Raw genomic sequence first — 17524 nt, 5'->3', positions numbered from 1 at the left:
ACGAACACAAGGAGAAGTCAGCATGGCCAACCTTCAACTCTTTCAAACGCTGCGCGGCGCGCTGTTGCCGCAGGCCACGGCCCGCAACGAAGCGGGCGGTGCCGCCTACGAACTGTCGCCCAAGCATCGGCTGGCGCAGCTGGCGGCCACCGGTTGCCTGAACAACACCTTCTATGCCCAGGCGCAGGACCAACTCGATGCGGTACTGGCGCTGGCCGCGCAGGTCGACCCGGTGTTCGTGGCCAAGACGGCGGTGTATGCGCGCCGTGCCGGCCACATGAAGGACATGCCGGCGCTGCTGGCCGCGACGCTGGCGGTGCGCGACGTGTCGCTGCTGGCCAAGGTGTTCCCGCAGGTGATCGACAACGGCAAGATGCTGCGCAACTTCGTGCAGATGCTGCGTTCGGGCGCGGTGGGCCGCAAGTCGCTCGGTACGCGTCCGAAGAAGCTGGTGCAGCAATGGCTGCTGTCGGCGACCGAGGCGCAGCTGCTGAATGCTGCGGTGGGCAATGCGCCTTCGCTGGCCGACGTGGTGAAGATGGTGCATCCGAAGCCCACCGAGGCCTGGCGCGCGGCATGGTTCGCATGGCTGATCGATCGTCCGTATGCGCTGGAGGCACTGCCTGCGGCCACGCAGGCCTTCGAACGCTTCAAGCGCGACCGTACGCAGGACGTGCCCGACGTGCCGTTCCAGATGCTGACCGCGCTGGAGCTGGACGCGCAGGCCTGGGCTCGCATTGCCGAGCGTGGTTCGTGGCAGATGGTGCGTCAGAACCTGAACACCTTCGCCCGCCATGGCGTGTTTGCGTTGCCTGGCCTCGCGGAAGCGGTGGCCGCCAAGCTGCGTGACCCGCAGGCGGTGGCCAAGGCGCGTGTGCTGCCGTACCAACTGATGGCGGCCTACACCGCAACCGGTGCCGAGGTGCCGCACGTGGTGAAGGACGCGCTGCAGGACGCGATGGAACTCGCGCTGGCCAACGTGCCGCAGTTCGAGGGCCGCGTGGTGGTGTGCCCCGACGTGTCGGGCTCGATGAGCTCGGCGGTGACGGGTTACCGCGGTTCGGCGACCTCGGCGGTGCGCTGCATCGACGTGGCCGCGCTGGTGGCTGCCGCCGTGCTGCGCCGCAATGCGGATGCACGTGTGCTGCCCTTCGAGACGAAGGTGGTTTCGCTGCAGCTGAATCCGCGCGATTCGGTGATGACCAACGCGGCCAGGCTGGCGGCGGTGGGTGGCGGCGGTACCTCTTGCAGCGCGCCGCTGGCATTGCTGAACCGCGAGAAGGCGCAGGCCGATCTGGTGGTGCTGGTGTCGGACAACGAATCGTGGGCCGACCGTGCGCGGGGTCGCGGCACCGCGACGATGCAGGAGTGGGAGGCGTTCAAGCAGCGCAACCCGAAGGCGCGGCTGGTGTGCATCGACATCCAGCCTTATGCGACCACCCAGGCGCAGGAGCGCGACGATGTGCTGAACATCGGCGGCTTCAGCGACGAGGTGTTCAAGCTGCTGGCGGTGTATGCCGCGGGTGGCCTGGGCGCCGACCACTGGGTGGGTGTGATCGAAGAGACTTCGATCTGAAGACGTGGAGGTGACGCGGGCGCGGCTCGCGGCACCCCCGAGTCATGGATGAATGTCGTCGTCCGACGAATGCAGATGTGAGTACATCCAACCCCCTCACATCGATCGTTGGTCGCCGGACGGGGACATGGAGTTGAAGTGCGAATGCAGGCAGGACTACATCTGGACGCCCGGGGGTCGAGCCCCGACACCAGTTCGCTGGTGGGCATGTCTTGCCATCCTCGTCGCACTCTTTTTTTGCAGCGAATGCTGACGGAACTACAGACTCTTAATCTCGTGGTCGCGGGTTCGAATCCCGCCGGTCGCAAGACCGTAGCTCAGTGGTCAGAGCACGCCGTTTCGTCGATTCCTTTGTCGCTGCTTTTTGTTTTGAGGTGAATGCAGGCAGGTCTACAGGTAAGAGCGTCATGGTCTTGGCCATGAAGGTCCCGGGTCCGACTCCCGGTCTGTTTCGGCAGATAGCTCAGTCAACGACCTGCCGCTCCTCGTTACCTCTTTTTTTTGACGACGCGCGCCATGAGTGCCCGTCGAAGAATCGTTGAAAAATAGACAGAGACTCAGAGAGAAAAAAATGAAAGAACAGAACTACAACCTGCACGAAGTGACCGACGGCGTGCCCGTGAAGATGTGGACCCGCGGCGTGCCCGTGGAAGACGAGGCGCAGAAGCAACTCGAGAACGCGGCCCGCCTGCCGATCGTGTTCAAGCACATCGCGGCCATGCCCGACGTGCACTACGGCATCGGCGCGACCGTGGGTTCGGTGATTCCGACCTTCAAGGCCATCATCCCGGCCGCGGTGGGCGTGGACATCGGCTGCGGGATGATGGCGTGCAAGACCACGCTGCATGCCAACGACCTGCCCGACAACCTGGGCCCGCTGCGTTCGGCGATCGAGAAGGCCGTGCCGCACGGCTCGAATCCCAAGCGCATGGGCCGCGACAAGGGCTCGTGGGAAACGCCGCCCGACGAAACCGACGCTGCCTGGGCCAAGCTGGTGGATGAGTTCGATGCGATCTGCGAGGACTACCCGCGCATCAAGAACACGAACAACCACAAGCACCTGGGAACGCTGGGGACCGGCAACCACTTCATCGAGGTCTGCCTCGATGAGGCGGGCGCCGTGTGGTTCATGCTGCACTCGGGTTCGCGTGGCGTGGGCAACGCGATCGGCACGCACTTCATCGAACTCGCGAAGAAGGACGCCGAGCTGCACCAGCGCAACCTGCCCGACCAGGACCTGGCGTACTTCGAGGAAGGCGCCCAGTACTTCGGCGACTACGTGCGCGCGGTGGGCTGGGCCCAGAAGTTCGCGCGTGCGAACCGCGAGGTGATGATGCAACGCGTGGTCGCGGCCGCGCGCAAGGTCATCACGAAGCCTTTCGAGGCGCACGTGGAAGCGGTGAACTGCCACCACAACTACGTGAGCCGCGAAACGCACTTCGGCGAGGACGTGCTCGTGACCCGCAAGGGCGCGGTGAGCGCGAAGGCCGGCGAGCTCGGGATCATTCCCGGCAGCATGGGTGCCAAGAGCTACATCGTGCGCGGCAAGGGCAATCCCGAGAGCTTCATGAGCTGCAGCCACGGCGCCGGTCGAAAGATGAGCCGTACCAAGGCGAAGAAGCTGTTCACGATCGCCGACCAGATCGCCGCGACCGAGGGCGTGGAATGCCGCAAGGACGCCGACGTGATCGACGAGATCCCGATGGCCTACAAGGACATCGACGCGGTGATGGACGCGCAGAAGGACCTGGTGGAGGTGGTCTACACGCTCAAGCAGGTGGTGTGCGTGAAGGGTTAGTGCAAGGAGGTCGTCCCGATCGGCCTCCCTTTTTCAGAGAGACCGGACGAGGACGACGAGATGAAGAGCAACAAGCAACGCCGCGCCGAGATCCGCGGCCGCCGCCTCGAGCGCGCGGCGCGCATCGAGGCGCAGCTGCGGCTGCCCGACCAACGGCACCTGCTGTCGCGGCGCGCGCCCGGCCTCGAGCCTGCCGACGTGGCGGTGCTGGCACGCCACAACAACACCTATGGCGCGCTGCCCACCTATTACGTCGACCGCGCCTTCACCTGCCGCGACTGCGGCGCCGAGCAGGTGTGGACGGCGAAGCAGCAGAAGTGGTGGTACGAGACGATGCACGCCAGCATCGAAAGCCGCGCGGTGCGCTGCCTGCCATGCCGGCGGGCGTTGCGCGCGGCGCGGTCCGCCTCGCGCGACGGCGAGGGCGCGAACCTGCTGGGCGAGATGTCGCAACGGCTGCGTGCGTTCGCCGACGCACCCGCAACGCCCGCGGCGCGCGCCGAGGTCGATGCCGCGCTCGAAAGCAAGTGGTGGGGCCTGCGCACGCTGGCGGTCGAGGCACTGGGCCATTGGGGTTCGGCGGCCGATCTCGCACGCCTGCGCGCGCTCGTCGATGCCTGGCAACCGTCATGGAACAGCTGGGAGCGACAGGGCGCGCAGGTGGCGGCCGAGGCCTTGGCCGCGAAGCTGCGCCATCCCGCCGACGAGGACTGGGCGCTCGAAGCCTGCCTGCGCGGCCGTGCGAGCCCGTGGAACTGGCGTGCCTTCCTGGCCGCCATTCCATCGGCGCGCCTCGCGGCATGCGGCGAAGCGGAGTTCGCGCGGCGCGGCGAAGGGCATCATCGGCTGCTGCGGTGGCTGGCGGTGGCGCATTGCCTGGGTCTCGCTCCCGGGCCGGCGCAGGTCGCGGCATTGAACGCCCATGCGGACAAGGAGGTCCGCCAGTGGGCCCAACGATTCGGGAGAAAGCCGGAATGAGCGCATCGAAGGACGAGGTCGTGCCGATGGCATCGGGGGAGGCGGCGGCGCACGACGCGCTGCGCGCCACGCTGCAGCGCGTGGGCGTGGTGTTCGAGTTCAGCGTCTGCCGCGTGGCCGGCGAGGCACCGGTGGTGGGCGAAGCGCATCACCGCGAGGTGCTGCGGCGGCTGGGCGAGGAAACGATGGCGCGGGCCGAACGCCACTGGCGCGAGGCCATGGAAAAGAACCCGTCCCTGCAGCCGGCCAGCTTCGATGCGCAACGGGCCTTCGACGTGGCGAGCGCGCGCGCGACGCGGCTCGACGCGGCGGCGGTGGTCGCGGCCGACAGCTATCCACCGAACCATCGCATCGCGCACACTCGCGACCTCGACGAGGTGGACTGGTTCGAATGGCTCTGCCAGGCCTTCGGCGATCCGCCCTATCCATTGGTCGTGGCCGACGAGACCGAACGGGCCTCGCTGTTCCCGCGCTTCTGCGAGGCCATCGGGCTGCTGCCGGACGAAGGCCTCGTGCTGCTCGACTGGGTCGGCGATCCGGAGCGCGAGCCCGAGCGCAGCCTGTGGAGCGCGTATTTCGAGGACGGCAAGGAGTGGTGGGGCATCTGGTGCTTCACCGTATGGAATCCGCGGCGTGGCACGCTGGCCGCGGTGATGGCGAGCACGACGGATTGAATGACGAACGACAGGGAAAGGACAACGATGAAACCGCAACGACATGAAGAAGAACGCATCCGCTCGGCCCACCCGGTCGAGCCCGCCATGCGCGCGCAGATCATGGAGGAACTCGCCGCCATCGAGGCCCGGCACGAGGTCACGGTGCTGTTCGCCTGCGAATCGGGCAGCCGCGGCTGGGGCTTTGCCTCGCCCGACAGCGATTACGACGTGCGCTTCATCTACGTGAACCGCCTGCCGTGGTACCTCACGGTGACGCCGCGGCGCGACGTGATCGAGCTGCCGATCAGCGGCGAGCTCGACATCAACGGCTGGGACCTGCGCAAGGCGCTGGGACTGATGCGCGAATCGAACCCGACGCTGCTCGAGTGGCTGCGCTCACCGATCGTCTACCGCGAGGATGCGCAGGCGATGCCGCGTTTCCGCGCGCTGTCGGAGGCGGTGTTCTCCAACGCGCGCGGCTGGCATCACTACGCCTCGATGGCGAAGAAGAACTTCCGCGAGCACCTGCAGGCCGAGACGGTGCGCTACAAGAAGTACCTCTACGTGCTGCGCCCGCTGCTGGCCGCGCGCTGGATCCGCATGCGGCCCGGCGTGCCGCCGATGCGTTTCGCCGATCTCGCGCAGCACACGCTCGATGCGGTGCGCGACGCCGCGCTGATCGACGAGATCAACGCGCTGCTCGAGGTGAAGATGCGCGCGGGCGAGGCCGCGACCAGCCCGCGCTGGCCGGGCATCCATGCCTTCATCGAGGCGGAGCTGGCCGCGCATGCGGCCGAGCCCGTGACGGCGCTGCCGCCGGCCGATGCGTCGGGGCTCGATGCCTTCCTGAGCGACACGGTGCTGCGTTTCGGGGGCGGCGATGCGAAGAGCGCGGTGCGCCACGAGTCGCAGGGTTGCGGCTGAAGACGTCGCAAGGACAACGGGGAACAGGGGCGTGTGATGACCGCGCCCACGACAAGAAGAACAGCCATGAAAGAAGAAATCCAACGAGAACAGGCGCACGCGGCGCCGTTGCAGACCGTCGTGCTCGACGGCTCCCAAGGCGAGGGCGGCGGCCAGATCCTGCGCACCAGCCTCGCGCTGTCGATGGTCACGGGCCGGCCCATGGCCATCGAGAAGATTCGCGCCGGCCGTGCCAAGCCGGGCCTGATGCGCCAGCACCTCGCGTGCGTGAACGCGGCCGCCGCGATCAGCGGCGCGGCCGTCGAGGGCGCCGAACTCGGTTCGCAGTCGCTGCGCTTCACGCCGGGCCCGGTGCGCGCGGGCGAGTACCGCTTCGCGATCTCGGGCGCGGGCAGCTGCATGCTGGTACTGCAGACCGTGCTGCCGCCGCTGCTGCTGGCGGGTGCTGCGAGCCGGCTGCACCTGAGCGGCGGCACGCACAACCCGATGGCGCCGCCGTTCCATTTCCTCGAGCGCGCCTTCGCGCCGCTGGTGCGCCGGCTCGGCGCCGACCTGCGACTGCAGCTGCGCCGCCATGGCTTCTATCCGGCCGGCGGCGGCGAGGTCGAGGCGGACATCGTGCCGGCGGCCGGCGCGCTGCAGCCCTTCGACCTGCTCTCGCGCGGCGAGGCGCTGGAACGCCATGCCGAGTGCCTGGCGCCGGGCATCGCGCGCCATGTGATGACGCGCGAACTCGAGACCCTGGGCGCGGCGATGGGCTGGACCGGCGAGCAGCTGCGCTACGGCGCCACGCGGCAGAACGAGGGCCCGGGCAATGCGCTGATCGCGACGCTGGCGCATGCCGAGGTGACCGAGGTGTTCACGGCCTTCGGCGAGAAGACGCTGAGCGCCGAGCAGGTGGCGCATGCGCTGGTGAAGGAGCTGCGCGGCTTCCTCAAGAGCGAGGCGGCGGTCGGGCCGCACCTGGCCGACCAGCTCGCGCTGCTGCTGGCGCTGGCGACCTGGCAGGGCGGCCGCGGCGCGGCGTTCACCTGCAGCGAGGTGACCGAGCACACGCGCACCAACTGCGCGGTGATCGAGCGCTTCCTGCCGGTGCGCTTCGCGATCGCGCAGGCGCGCGCGGCCTCGACGGTGCGCGTCGAACCGGCCTGAGCCAACCCCTCAGGCCAGCGGCGTCGCGTTCGCGTACAGCCGCAGCAGCATCGCGCGCAGGGTCTTCACCTCGGCCGGGCTGAAGTCGGAGATCGCGACCGCCTCGTAGTGCTGCGCGAGCGGGATCAGCTCGAGCGTGAGCGCGAGCCCGCGCTCGGTCAGCGCGATGCGCACCGCGCGCTTGTCGGTGTCGCACTTCTCCCGCATCACCAGCTCGTTGGCCGCCAGGCGGTCGACGATGCGCGACAGCGCCGACAGGTCGGTCGAGGCGTGCGTCGCGAGCTCCGAGAGCGTCTGGCGCGGCGTGTGCTGCAGCGAGGCGCACACGCGCCACTCGCTGAGGCTCAGTCCATAGGGCTTGAGGGCCTTGGCGAAGGCATTGCCCATGCGCGCGCCGGCGCGTGCCAGCAGGAAGGGAATGGCCTTTTCGAGGTCGTGTTCTGACGTTGGGGTTTTCATCTAGACATGCTTGATTGTTCAAGTATATAGTCCGCCCACTTATTTGAATAATCAAGTAAATGGAGACAAGAAGATGAGCCTCGGACACTCTCGCAGGCACGCCGTCGCGGCCCTGCTGGCCCTTGCCTCGGCGCTGCCGGCGGCGCAGGCGCAGACGGCCACGAAATGGCCGGCCCAGGCCGTGCGCTTCATCGTGCCGTTCCCGGCCGGCTCGGCGCCCGACGTGCTGATCCGCCTCGTGGGCGCGAAGCTCGGCGAGAAGTGGGGGCAGGGCGTGATCGTCGACAACAGGCCCGGCGGCAGCGGCGTGATCGGCATGAACAGCATCCTCGCCGCGCCCGCCGACGGCTACAGCTTCGGCTTCGTCCAGGGCTCGGCGATCTCGGTGGCGCCGAGCACGATCAAGGGCGTGAGCTACGACTTCAACCGCGACTTCGTGCCGGTCACGCTCGCGGCGGTGGCGCCCTTCATGCTCGCGGTGCCCGGCAACTCGCCGCACAAGACGCTGGCCGACTTCATCGCGGCCGCGCGCGCCAGGCCGCAGGGCGTCGAGGTGGCCGACAACGGCCGCGGCACGGCGCCCCACCTGGCCTCGGCGCTGCTCGGGCTGCAGTCGGGCGCGCAGTTCCTCGAGGTGCACTACCCGGGCGGCGCGCAGGCGATGCAGGCCACGCTCGGCGGCCAGACCCAGATGATGGTCGAGACCTACAACGTGGTCGCGGGCAACGTGCAGGGCGGGCGCATGCGCATCCTGGCCAGCATGGGCGACCGCGTGGAGCCCGGCCTCGAGGCCTTCCCGCTCGCGAGCAAGACCGTGCCCGGCGCGGTGGCGCACGGCTGGTTCGCGGTGATCGCGAAGAAGGGCGTCGACGCGCAGGTGCTCGCGAAGCTCAACAAGGACATGAACGAGGCGCTGCTGCTGCCCGAGGTGGTCGCCAAGTCGCGCGAGCTCGGCACCTATCCGCGCCCCGGCACGCCCGAACAACTGGCGCGCTACATCGCCGAGGACCGCAAGACCTGGCAGGACGTGCTCGACAAGCTGAACATCAAACCGGAGTGAACACCCCATGAAAGACAAGATTGCGCTCGAAGAGCATTTCGCGATCGACCTGACGATCGCCGACTCGCAGGTCTATGCACGGCCCGAGGTGTGGCAGACCCTCAGGAGCAACCTGCTCGACTTCGAACAGCAGCGCCTCGAGCAGATGGACCAGTGGGGCACGGCCTTCTCGATCCTCTCGCTGAACTCGCCCGCGGTGCAGGGCATTCCCGACGCGAGGCGTGCGGTGGAGGTCGCGAAGCGCGCCAACGACGTGCTGGCCGAGCAGGTGCGCCGCCATCCCGCGCGCTTCGGCGGCTTCGCGGCGTTGCCGCTGCAGGACCCCGAGGCCGCGGCGCGCGAACTCGAGCGCTGCGTGAAGGAACTGGGCTTCCACGGCTTCCTGGTCAACGGCTTCTCGCAGGTCGGTGACGAGCAGACGGTCGTCTACTACGACGACCCGCGCTTCGCCGATTTCTGGCGCGCCGCCGCGGCGCTGGGCAAGCCCTTCTACATGCATCCGCGCGATCCGCTGCTGCCGCGCGAGCCGATCTACGAAGGCGCGCACTGGCTCACCGGCCCGACCTGGGCCTTCGCGGTGGAGACCGGCATCCATGCGCTGCGCCTGCTGTCGAGCGGCCTGTTCGACCGCCATCCCGAGCTGCAGATGATCCTCGGCCACTTCGGCGAGGGCATCCCGTTCAACATCTGGCGCGTCGACCACATCCTGCGCAAGGGCCGCCGCGGCATGCCCTGCGACAAGGAGATCGGCGACTACCTGCGCAGCAACGTGCACATCACGACCAGCGGCAACTTCCGCACGCCCACGCTGCTGTCGACCCTGCTCGAGGTGGGATCGGACCGCATCATGTATTCGGTCGACTATCCGTTCGAGAAGCACGAGGACGCGGCGCGCTGGTTCGACCGCTGCGAGATCAGCGAGAACGACCGGCGCAAGATCGGCCGCGACAACGCGCGCCGGCTGTTCGGGCTGAACTGAGATGGTCGCGGCAAGAGACACACGGCCGGTGCTGGTGGCCGGCGGCGGCATCGGCGGGCTGGCGGCGGCGCTCGCGCTGGTGCGCGAGGGTTATCGCGTCAAGGTGATCGAGCAGGCGGGCCGGATCGGCGAGATCGGTGCCGGCATCCAGCTGAGCCCGAATGCCTTCGCGGCCTGCGATGCGCTCGGCGTGGGCGCGCAGCTGCGCGCCAAGGCGGTCTACACCGATGAGATGGTGATGTTCGACGCGCTCGATGCGCGGCGCGTGGCGGGTATCTCGCTGGCCGACGCTTTCCGCGAACGCTTCGGCAATCCCTATGCGGTGATCCATCGTGCCGACATCCATGGCGCGCTGCTCGACGGCGTGCAGTCGGCGCGCGACGGGCAGATCGAGTTCCTGACCTCGACCAAAGGCGTGAAGATCGAGCAGGACGCGGAGGGCGTGACGCTGATCGACGCGCAGGGCGGGCGCCACGAAGGCCAGGCGCTGATCGGCTGCGACGGCGTGCGCTCGGTGGTGCGCCAGCAGTACGTGGGCGACGGCATCCGCGTGTCGGGCCATGTGGTGTTCCGCGCGGTGGTCGACACGGTCGAGTTCCCCGAGGCGCTGCGCTTCACCGCGCCGTGCATCTGGGTCGGCCCCAACTGCCACCTGGTGCACTACCCGCTCAAGGGCGGCGACAAGTTCAACCTGGCCGCCACCTTCCACAGCGACCGGCCCGAGGAATGGGGCTCGATGGACGGCGACCCGGCCGAGCTGCTGCGCTTCTTCGCCGGCACCTGCGAGCGGGTGCAGCAGATCCTGCGCGTGCCCAGGGCCTGGAAGCGCTACTCGACCGCCGACCGCAACCCGATCGAGCAATGGACCTTCGGCCGCGCCACCCTGCTGGGCGATGCCGCGCATCCCATGGTGCAGTACCTTGCGCAGGGCGCCTGCACGGCCTGCGAGGACGCGGTCACGCTCGGCCTCGCGCTGCGCCGCACGCAGGGCGACTGGCCGCGCGCGCTCGCGCTGTACGAGCGTTCGCGCGTGGCGCGCACCGCGCGCGTGGTGCTGTCGGCGCGCGAGATGGGGCGCATCTATCACGCCAAGGGCGTGGAGCGGCAGGTGCGCAACAGCATGTGGAAGGGCCGGCCGCAGGAGCGTTTCTACGACGCGCTCGAATGGCTCTACGGCTGGAGCGCCGAGCACTGCCTGGATCTCGACGAGGCGGCCGCGTGAGGGCCATCGCCGAATCCGCGGGCGCGGGCGGTGCCGCCGAGCTGCGCGCGCCGATCGACATCCCCGCGCTGATCGACAGCCATCCGGTCAGCAGCTTCCAGCGCTGGATCCTGGTGCTGGTGGGCTGCGCGGTGGTGATGGACGGCTTCGACGTGCAGGCGATGGGCTTCGTGGCGCCCGCGATCGTGCACGAATGGGGCATCGAGAAGGCCGCGCTGGGCCCGGTGTTCGGCGCCGGCCTGCTGGGCATGCTGGTCGGCTCGCTGGTGCTGAGCATCTGCGCCGACCGCTTCGGCCGCCGGCCGGTGCTGATCGCAGCCACGGTGTTCTTCGCGCTGTGCATGCTCGCGACCACCGGGGTCCACACGCTGGGCCAGCTGCTCGCGATGCGCTTCGTCACCGGCATCGGGCTGGGCGGCATCATGGCCAACGCCAGCGCGCTGGCCAGCGAGTACAGCCCGCACCGGCGGCGCGTGACGCTGATGATGTGGGTCTCGTGCGGCTTCACCGGCGGCGCGGTGCTCGGCGGCGCGATCAGCGCGCTGCTGCTGCCGCTGGGCGGCTGGCGCGCGGTGTTCGTGTTCGGCGGCGTGGTGCCGCTGGTGATCGCGGCGCTGATGCTGCGCTACATGCCCGAGTCGATGCAGTTCCTGGTGCTGCGCGGGCGCCGGCTCGACCGGGTGCAGCAATGGCTGCGCCACATCGCGCCCGGCGTGCCGGTGGATGCCGCCAGCCGCTACGTGGTGCACGAGGCGAAGCAGGACGGCGCGCCCGTGGCCGAGCTGTTCCGAGGCGGCCGCGCGCGCGCCACGCTGCTGCTGTGGGGCATCAACTTCCTCAACCTGCTGAACCTGTTCTTCCTCGCCAACTGGCTGCCCACGCTGGCGGTCGACGCGGGCTACAGCGCGAACGTGGCGGTGGCCGCCGGCACGCTGCTGCAGGTGGGCGGCGTGGTGGGCACGGTGGCGATGGGGCCGCTGATAGACCGCGTGGGCTTCTACCGCGTGCTGGTGCCGGTGTTCGCGCTCGCGGTACTGACCATCGCGCTGATCGGCCAGCCCGCGCTGCCGCTCGCGGCCATGCTGGCGGCGGTGGTGGTCAGCGGCTTCTGCATCGTCGGCGCGCAGCCGGCGCTGATCGCGCTGGCCTCGAGCGTCTACCCGACCACGGTGCGCGCCACCGGCATGGGCTGGAGCCTCGGCATCGGCCGCGCGGGCTCGATCGCGGGGCCGCTGGTGGCGGGCTGGCTGATCGGGATGCACTGGTCGAACGGCGCGCTGTTCGTGGCGGCGGCGCTGCCCGCGCTGCTGTCGTGCGCGATGGTGTTCTGCATGGGGCGCACGGGATTCGGAAAAAGCAACAAAGGCAACAACGGCGCGGCGACGCGCGAAGGAGAGAAGACATGACGACGGCAACGGTGGGCGCGCGCGAGGGCGGCGCGGCGGTGGTGGCGGCCCGCGTGCTGATGGCCGCGATCTTCCTGATCGCGGGCACGCGCAAGCTCATGACCTATGGCGCCACGCTCGGCTATTTCGCCAAGCTCGGCATCCCGCTGCCCGAGGTGGTGCTGCCGCTGACCATCGCGCTCGAGATCGGCGGCGGCCTGCTGCTGGTCGCGGGCTGGCGCGTGAAGTGGGTAGCGGGTGCGCTCGCGCTCTTCACCCTCGCCACCGCCTTCGCGGCCCATGCCTTCTGGGCGGCCGACGCGGCGCAGTTCAATGCGCAGCTCAACAACTTCCTCAAGAACGTGGCGATGGTGGGCGGCTTCCTGGTGCTGATCGTGCAGGCCCGCACCAGGGAGACCAGGGAGATCGGGGAGACTGTGCGCTGAGCGGAAAACTGCTTTCCGTTCGCGGCATGGAAACACGCGCGGGCGCGCGGGAGACTCGCGGCGGGCGCCTCGCGCCCTGAAAAAGAAAGCCCGACCCATGACCATTTCTTCCTTCGTCTACAACAGCGCGCCCCAGCGCGTGGTCTTCGGTGCCGGCGCGCTGCAGCACCTGGCGCGCGAGATCGAGGCGCTCGGCGCGCGCCGAGCGCTGGTGCTGTCCACGCCCGAGCAGCGGCCGCAGGCCGAGCGCATCGCCGCCCTGCTCGGCGACCATGCGGCCGGCGTGTTCGACCGCGCCGTGATGCACGTGCCGATCGAGACCGCGCGCGAGGCGCGCGAGGTGGCGCGGCGGCTCGATGCCGACTGCGCCGTGGCCATCGGCGGCGGCTCGACCACCGGCCTGGGCAAGGCGATCGCGCTCGATTCGGGGCTGCCGATCCTCGCCATTCCCACCACCTACGCGGGCTCCGAGATGACGCCGATCTACGGCATCACCGAGGCCGGCCTCAAGAAGACCGGCAAGGACGCGCGCGTGCTGCCGCGCACCGTGATCTACGACCCCGAGCTCACGCTGAGCCTGCCGGTGGCGATGAGCGTGACCAGCGGCATCAACGCGATCGCGCACGCGGCCGAGGGCCTGTACGCGGTCGATGCCAATCCGATCATGGACCTGATGGCGGTGGAGGGCATCGCCGCGCTGGGCCGTGCGCTGCCCGTGCTGCGTGCCTCGGCCCAGGACCTGGCGGCGCGCGGCGATGCGCTGTACGGCGCATGGCTGTGCGGCACCGTGCTCGGCAACGTCGGCATGGCGCTGCACCACAAGCTCTGCCACACGCTCGGCGGCAGCTTCAACCTGCCGCATGCCGAGACCCACACCATCGTGCTGCCGCATGCGCTGGCCTACAACGCCGCGGCGGCGCCGCGCGCCATGGAGCGCATCGCCGGCGCGCTTGGCGGCAGCAGCGCGGCGCAGGCCGTGTACGAGCTCGCGCGCGACAACGGCGCGCCGGTGGCGCTGCGCGACATCGGCATGAAGGAAGCCGACCTCGACGTGGCCTGCGCGCAGGCGCTGCAGAACCAGTATCCGAATCCGCGTCCGCTGGAGCGCAATGCGATCCGCGCGCTGCTGCAGAACGCCTGGGAAGGCGCGCGGCCCTGAGCGGCCGCTTTTCTCCTCTACCCAAAAAGAAGAAGGGCGCGAAGGGCCTGCCGTGCTGGCGGGACCTTCGCGCCCTTCGCGCGAGGCCCGGGTGCGGCGCTCAGTTCGCGGCCGCTTCGCCGCCCGCGGGCTGCGTGCTGGCCACCGAGGGCACGCCCTGCAGCTGCTTCACTTCGGCCAGGTAGGCCGGGCTGTTGCGCAGGCGCTCGTAGGCGGCCGTGCGTTGGCGGAAATCGGGGTTGGTGCTGTCGATGCCGTCGATGCGCGCGTACTGGTTGAGGCCGGCGCGGGTCCACAGCGCGAGGTCGGCCTTCACTTCGGCGCGGCTCAGGGCGCCGGCGGCCACGTTCTCGCCGGCGGTGCTGCCGACCCAGGCTTCCTGCGGTGCCTGGGCCACGGTCTTCGAACGGTCCAGGTCGGCGCGCACGTCGGTGCGGCTCAGCGCGCTGCCGGTGGTGGCGATCGGCGCGCCCACCCAGGCTTCGGCCGGCACGGTCTGGGCCGAGGCGGCGCCGGCTGCGAGTGCGAAAGCGGAGAGGGCGATGAGTTGCTTGGTGTTCATGATGGGAGTCCCTTCGGATGTCTGTGTGGGCGGCGGACATTCGTCGTTGCCACGGGATGCAGTGTGAAACCGCATCGTGGTTCGCGCTGTGCGTTTGCGCACCGCTTTCGATCGATCGCGCGGGGCCGTGAACCCCACTGGCAGTGGGGAGAAACGAGGGCGAAGGCTCAGGCCGTTCGCACCGCGTACAGCACCGCCAGCGGCTCGGTGCGCCCGCGCACAACGAGCATCTCGGGCTCGCCGAGCGTCTCGGCCGCGCCGGCCTGCTGCGCCGCGAACAGCGAGAGCACCAGCCGCGCCGAGGCCTTCTTCGAATGGTCCTGCAACCGGCTCGCGGTGTTGACCACCTCGCCGATCGCGGTGAAGGTGGTGGTCTCGAGGTAGCCGACCTCGCCGACCGCGGCGCGGCCCGCGTGCAGGCCCATGCCGAAGTCCAGCCGCTGGCCGAACTGGGCCTCGAAGCCCTCGCTCCAGGCGTCCATGCGCTCGCCGATCAGCGCGGTGGCGCGCAGCGCCTGGCGGCAGGCGGTGGCGAGGTCGGTCTCGAGGCCGAAGATCGCCATCACGCTGTCGCCGATGAACTGGTTGGGCACGCCGCCGGCCTCGCGCACGGCGGCGCCGACGGTGGCGAAGTAGCGGTCGAGCACGTAGGCGAGGTCGAAGGGCCACTGGCGTTCCGACAGCCCCGACCAGCGCCGCAGGTCGACGAACAGGATCGCCACGTCGCGCTCGTGGCCGAAGCTGCCCACGGGCGCGGGCCGGCCCTCGTTGGGGCGCGGCGCGAACAGCGGCGTGACCTCGATGTCGCCGCGCGGGCGCAGCTGGCAGGCCAGGCGCACGTCGGCCGGCGCGCGCACGCGTTCGAGCGTGCGCTGCTCGTCGCGGCCCGGCGGGTCGACGTGGCCGGCCGGCCCGTTCACGCGCACGCGGCAGGTCGAGCAGCGCGCGCGGCCGCCGCAGGCCGACAGGTGGGCGATGCCGTGCGAGCGGCTGGCCTCGAGCACGCTCCAGCCGCGTGGCACGTGCACCGTGCGCTCGGGGTAGCGCAGCGCGATCGAGGGCCGGCCCGACCAGCGGTAGAAGGCCGTGCGGCCCCAGCGCGCGAGCAGCAGCGCGGCCAGCGCCAGCGCATAGAAGAGCTTGATGTTGCGCTCGATCGCGCCGAGCGCGCGTGACTGCTCGGCCGTGGGCATGGCCGTCGGCGGCACGCCGGTCCACTGGAACTCGCGCCCCATCGAGACGAAGCCCACGGCGGCCATCAGCGGCAGCACGACGGCGATGGCCAGCAGCAGGTGCGAGAAGCGGCGGTACCAGGGCTGCACGCGCAGCGCGAAGTGCAGGCCCAGGCAGCCGTGCGCCCAGGCCGCGAGCATCAGCGCGAACTGCGCGCTCGCGCCGGGCAGGTCCCACAGGCCCCAGACCACGCGCGCGTACGAGCCCTCGATGCCGTAGACGGTGTAGGCACCGCGCATCGCCGTCAGGTGCGTGGCCAGCAGCAGCGGCAGCGAGAAGCCCAGCAGCACGCGCAGGCCCTCGAGCGGCGGCATGCGCAGCGTGCGCCGCTCCCACAGCGCGACCACGGCCAGCGCCAGGTGCGCCAGCGCGGCGCCATACAGCAGCAGGGTGCCGGGCAGGCTGTGCCAGAAGGCGCGCAACTGGTCGAGCACCGCCTCGGCCCGGGCGAAGGAGGCGATGCCCAGCGCATGGTTGAGCAGGTGCAGCGTGACGTAGGCCATCAGCACGATCCCGCTGGCCCAGCGCAGGTTGCGCCGCGTGGGCGTTCTCAGGGCGGATGGGGAACGTCTGTGCATGCGGCGGGTCGGAAGGGCACCCGAGCATAATGCGCGGCGCCCACCGACCCGGCATGGCCTCCACCACACCTTCCTCGCCTTCCTCCCCGGCTCCGGCCGCCCCGCGCTCCAGCCTCGCGCTGCGCCAGATCGCGCTGCTCGCGGGGCTGTCCGAGCAGCGGCTCGACCAGCTCGCGCAGCAGTGCCTATGGCACAGCGTGGCGGCCGGCAAGCCGCTGCTGCTGCGCGCCGAGCAGCAGGGCGAGGTGTTCCTGCTGGTCTCGGGTCGCGTGCGCGTGACCACCTATTCGGCCAATGGCCGCCAGGTGACCTTCCGCGACTCCGAGGCCGGCGAGCATTTCGGCGACATCGCCGCCATCGACGGCGGGCCGCGTTCGGCCGACGTGGTCACGCTCGAACCCTGCGTGGTCGCCAGCCTCGAGCGCGCCGCCTTCCTGGCTCTGCTGCGCGACGAGCCGCTGGTGGCCGAGCGCGTGATGCAGCGGCTGGCCGCGCTGGTGCGTCAGCTCAGCGAACGCGTGATCGACCTCAGCACCCTGGGCGTGCAGAACCGGCTGCATGCCGAGCTGCTGCGGCTGGCACGCGGCGCCGGCTTCGACGGCAACCAGGCGCGGCTCGAACCCGCGCCGCGCCATGCGGCCCTGGCCAGCCAGATCAGCACCAACCGCGAGCAGGTCACGCGCGAGCTCAATGCGCTGGTGCGCAGCGGCGTGCTGCGCAAGGACGGCCGCGCGCTGGTGCTGGAAGATGCCGGCCGATTGGAGCGGATGGTGGCCCAGGTGCGCGGCGACGCGTCCTGAACCACCGCGCGCTCAGTTCCAGCGGCCGCTCGTGCCGCCCACGCTGAAGCGGCCCGCGCCCAGCAGCACCACGGCGAGCGCGCCGAACAGGTACAGGCCCTGCAGCTCGAGTGCCCAGCCGCCCTGCTTGGTCAGCGCGAAGAAGTCGCCCATGTGCACCAGGCCGAAGGCGAACAGCATGTTGACCACGATCACCGCGGCCGCGGCGCGGGTCCAGAAGCCGGCGATCAGCAGCAGCGGCGCGACGATCTCGCCGACGTAGACCAGGTAGGCCAGACCACCGGGCAGGCCGGCCTTGGCCAGCATGCCGCCGATGAAGCCGACGCCGGCCGAGAGCTTGAAGATGCCGTGCAGCAGCACGAGCACGCCGATGGCGACGCGCAGCAGCAGCTTGCCGGCGTCGTCGTTGGCAAGGGCGGGGGCGGCGAACGACGAAGCGATCGGCGCACGCGGGGTGGCGGCGGTGGCGGCCTGGGTGTTCATGGCGGTTCCTCGAGCGGTCAGGATGGAAGAAGACAGTGCCCGCCCGCGGGATGCGGGCAGGTCCGTTTCCAGTG

At 70.0% G+C, this 17524-nt stretch carries 17 protein-coding genes; 13 read left to right on the top strand and 4 right to left on the bottom strand.

The window, feature by feature from the left end:
• The first annotated feature begins 22 nt into the window (after positions 1-22).
• The 6 genes from BM109_RS22740 (at position 23) to rtcA (ending at position 7084) form a co-directional block, all read left to right on the top strand.
• On the top strand, positions 23-1576 hold the full coding sequence (locus tag BM109_RS22740) for a vWA domain-containing protein (RefSeq protein ID WP_093347546.1): 1554 nt from the start codon (positions 23-25) through the stop codon (positions 1574-1576).
• 571 nt (positions 1577-2147) lie between these two features.
• Complete coding sequence (locus BM109_RS22735) at positions 2148-3374, top strand: RtcB family protein (protein ID WP_093347544.1); 1227 nt, start codon at positions 2148-2150, stop codon at positions 3372-3374.
• Between the two features lie 60 nt (positions 3375-3434).
• The gene (locus BM109_RS22730) at positions 3435-4352 is read left to right on the top strand and encodes a zinc-ribbon domain containing protein (RefSeq protein WP_093347541.1); all 918 of its coding nucleotides are present in this window, start codon (positions 3435-3437) and stop codon (positions 4350-4352) included.
• Positions 4349-5026, top strand: coding sequence for a hypothetical protein (locus tag BM109_RS22725; protein ID WP_093347539.1), 678 nt, complete (start codon positions 4349-4351; stop codon positions 5024-5026). Before BM109_RS22730 ends, BM109_RS22725 begins: the two co-directional genes overlap by 4 nt.
• 27 nt (positions 5027-5053) lie before the next feature.
• The gene (locus tag BM109_RS22720) at positions 5054-5932 is read left to right on the top strand and encodes a nucleotidyltransferase domain-containing protein (protein WP_093347536.1); all 879 of its coding nucleotides are present in this window, start codon (positions 5054-5056) and stop codon (positions 5930-5932) included.
• Between the two features lie 66 nt (positions 5933-5998).
• A complete protein-coding gene (gene rtcA / locus BM109_RS22715) occupies positions 5999-7084 on the top strand; it encodes an RNA 3'-terminal phosphate cyclase (RefSeq protein ID WP_093347534.1) in 1086 nt (361 codons plus the stop codon).
• 9 nt (positions 7085-7093) lie between these two features.
• Here the strand turns inward: rtcA and BM109_RS22710 are convergent, their stop codons facing one another.
• Entirely contained in the window at positions 7094-7543 is a 450-nt protein-coding gene (locus BM109_RS22710) for a MarR family winged helix-turn-helix transcriptional regulator (RefSeq protein WP_093347531.1), read from the bottom strand.
• A gap of 73 nt (positions 7544-7616) precedes the next feature.
• Between BM109_RS22710 and BM109_RS22705 the strand changes: the two genes are divergently transcribed.
• The 6 genes from BM109_RS22705 (at position 7617) to BM109_RS22680 (ending at position 13794) form a co-directional block, all read left to right on the top strand.
• On the top strand, positions 7617-8603 hold the full coding sequence (locus tag BM109_RS22705; RefSeq protein WP_057596601.1) for a Bug family tripartite tricarboxylate transporter substrate binding protein: 987 nt from the start codon (positions 7617-7619) through the stop codon (positions 8601-8603).
• A gap of 7 nt (positions 8604-8610) precedes the next feature.
• On the top strand, positions 8611-9582 hold the full coding sequence (locus BM109_RS22700; protein ID WP_093347529.1) for an amidohydrolase family protein: 972 nt from the start codon (positions 8611-8613) through the stop codon (positions 9580-9582).
• A 1-nt stretch (position 9583) separates the two neighbouring features.
• On the top strand, positions 9584-10804 hold the full coding sequence (locus BM109_RS22695; RefSeq protein WP_093347526.1) for a 3-hydroxybenzoate 6-monooxygenase: 1221 nt from the start codon (positions 9584-9586) through the stop codon (positions 10802-10804).
• On the top strand, positions 10801-12210 hold the full coding sequence (locus BM109_RS22690; protein ID WP_256222717.1) for an MFS transporter: 1410 nt from the start codon (positions 10801-10803) through the stop codon (positions 12208-12210). The genes BM109_RS22695 and BM109_RS22690 overlap by 4 nt, the downstream gene beginning before the upstream one ends.
• A complete protein-coding gene (locus BM109_RS22685) occupies positions 12207-12635 on the top strand; it encodes a DoxX family protein (RefSeq protein ID WP_093347521.1) in 429 nt (142 codons plus the stop codon). The genes BM109_RS22690 and BM109_RS22685 overlap by 4 nt, the downstream gene beginning before the upstream one ends.
• Before the next feature lie 97 nt (positions 12636-12732).
• A complete protein-coding gene (locus BM109_RS22680) occupies positions 12733-13794 on the top strand; it encodes a maleylacetate reductase (protein WP_093347518.1) in 1062 nt (353 codons plus the stop codon).
• A gap of 100 nt (positions 13795-13894) precedes the next feature.
• Here the strand turns inward: BM109_RS22680 and BM109_RS41280 are convergent, their stop codons facing one another.
• A complete protein-coding gene (locus BM109_RS41280; protein WP_177239437.1) occupies positions 13895-14356 on the bottom strand; it encodes a hypothetical protein in 462 nt (153 codons plus the stop codon).
• Positions 14357-14523: 167 nt separating this feature from the next.
• Positions 14524-16167 (bottom strand): adenylate/guanylate cyclase domain-containing protein, encoded by a 1644-nt coding sequence (locus tag BM109_RS22670; protein ID WP_093347516.1) that lies wholly within the window; start codon positions 16165-16167, stop codon positions 14524-14526.
• 53 nt (positions 16168-16220) lie between these two features.
• Here BM109_RS22670 and BM109_RS22665 point away from each other — a divergent pair, with 53 nt between their 5' ends.
• Entirely contained in the window at positions 16221-16967 is a 747-nt protein-coding gene (locus BM109_RS22665; RefSeq protein ID WP_093347513.1) for a Crp/Fnr family transcriptional regulator, read from the top strand.
• Between the two features lie 12 nt (positions 16968-16979).
• Here the strand turns inward: BM109_RS22665 and BM109_RS22660 are convergent, their stop codons facing one another.
• A complete protein-coding gene (locus BM109_RS22660; RefSeq protein ID WP_093347510.1) occupies positions 16980-17450 on the bottom strand; it encodes a DoxX family protein in 471 nt (156 codons plus the stop codon).
• Positions 17451-17524: the final 74 nt, after the last annotated feature.

It is taken from the genome of Variovorax sp. PDC80, from assembly GCF_900115375.1.
GTDB lineage: Bacteria > Pseudomonadota > Gammaproteobacteria > Burkholderiales > Burkholderiaceae_C > Variovorax.
The sequence above is the reverse complement of the archived record's forward strand: the minus strand, read 5'-3'. Positions and strand labels throughout refer to the sequence as shown.

Excerpts from the sequence above, each read along its gene's own strand:
- BM109_RS22665 (WP_093347513.1), top strand. The coding sequence starts at position 16,221 with ATGGCCTCCACCACACCTTCCTCGCCTTCCTCCCCGGCTCCGGCCGCC.
- BM109_RS22695 (WP_093347526.1), top strand. The coding sequence starts at position 9,584 with ATGGTCGCGGCAAGAGACACACGGCCGGTGCTGGTGGCCGGCGGCGGC.
- BM109_RS22705 (WP_057596601.1), top strand. The coding sequence starts at position 7,617 with ATGAGCCTCGGACACTCTCGCAGGCACGCCGTCGCGGCCCTGCTGGCC.
- BM109_RS22730 (WP_093347541.1), top strand. The coding sequence starts at position 3,435 with ATGAAGAGCAACAAGCAACGCCGCGCCGAGATCCGCGGCCGCCGCCTC.
- BM109_RS22670 (WP_093347516.1), bottom strand. The coding sequence starts at position 16,167 with ATGCACAGACGTTCCCCATCCGCCCTGAGAACGCCCACGCGGCGCAAC.
- BM109_RS22680 (WP_093347518.1), top strand. The coding sequence starts at position 12,733 with ATGACCATTTCTTCCTTCGTCTACAACAGCGCGCCCCAGCGCGTGGTC.
- BM109_RS22720 (WP_093347536.1), top strand. The coding sequence starts at position 5,054 with ATGAAACCGCAACGACATGAAGAAGAACGCATCCGCTCGGCCCACCCG.
- rtcA (WP_093347534.1), top strand. The coding sequence starts at position 5,999 with ATGAAAGAAGAAATCCAACGAGAACAGGCGCACGCGGCGCCGTTGCAG.
- BM109_RS22710 (WP_093347531.1), bottom strand. The coding sequence starts at position 7,543 with ATGAAAACCCCAACGTCAGAACACGACCTCGAAAAGGCCATTCCCTTC.
- BM109_RS41280 (WP_177239437.1), bottom strand. The coding sequence starts at position 14,356 with ATGAACACCAAGCAACTCATCGCCCTCTCCGCTTTCGCACTCGCAGCC.
- BM109_RS22685 (WP_093347521.1), top strand. The coding sequence starts at position 12,207 with ATGACGACGGCAACGGTGGGCGCGCGCGAGGGCGGCGCGGCGGTGGTG.
- BM109_RS22660 (WP_093347510.1), bottom strand. The coding sequence starts at position 17,450 with ATGAACACCCAGGCCGCCACCGCCGCCACCCCGCGTGCGCCGATCGCT.
- BM109_RS22740 (WP_093347546.1), top strand. The coding sequence starts at position 23 with ATGGCCAACCTTCAACTCTTTCAAACGCTGCGCGGCGCGCTGTTGCCG.
- BM109_RS22725 (WP_093347539.1), top strand. The coding sequence starts at position 4,349 with ATGAGCGCATCGAAGGACGAGGTCGTGCCGATGGCATCGGGGGAGGCG.
- BM109_RS22735 (WP_093347544.1), top strand. The coding sequence starts at position 2,148 with ATGAAAGAACAGAACTACAACCTGCACGAAGTGACCGACGGCGTGCCC.
- BM109_RS22700 (WP_093347529.1), top strand. The coding sequence starts at position 8,611 with ATGAAAGACAAGATTGCGCTCGAAGAGCATTTCGCGATCGACCTGACG.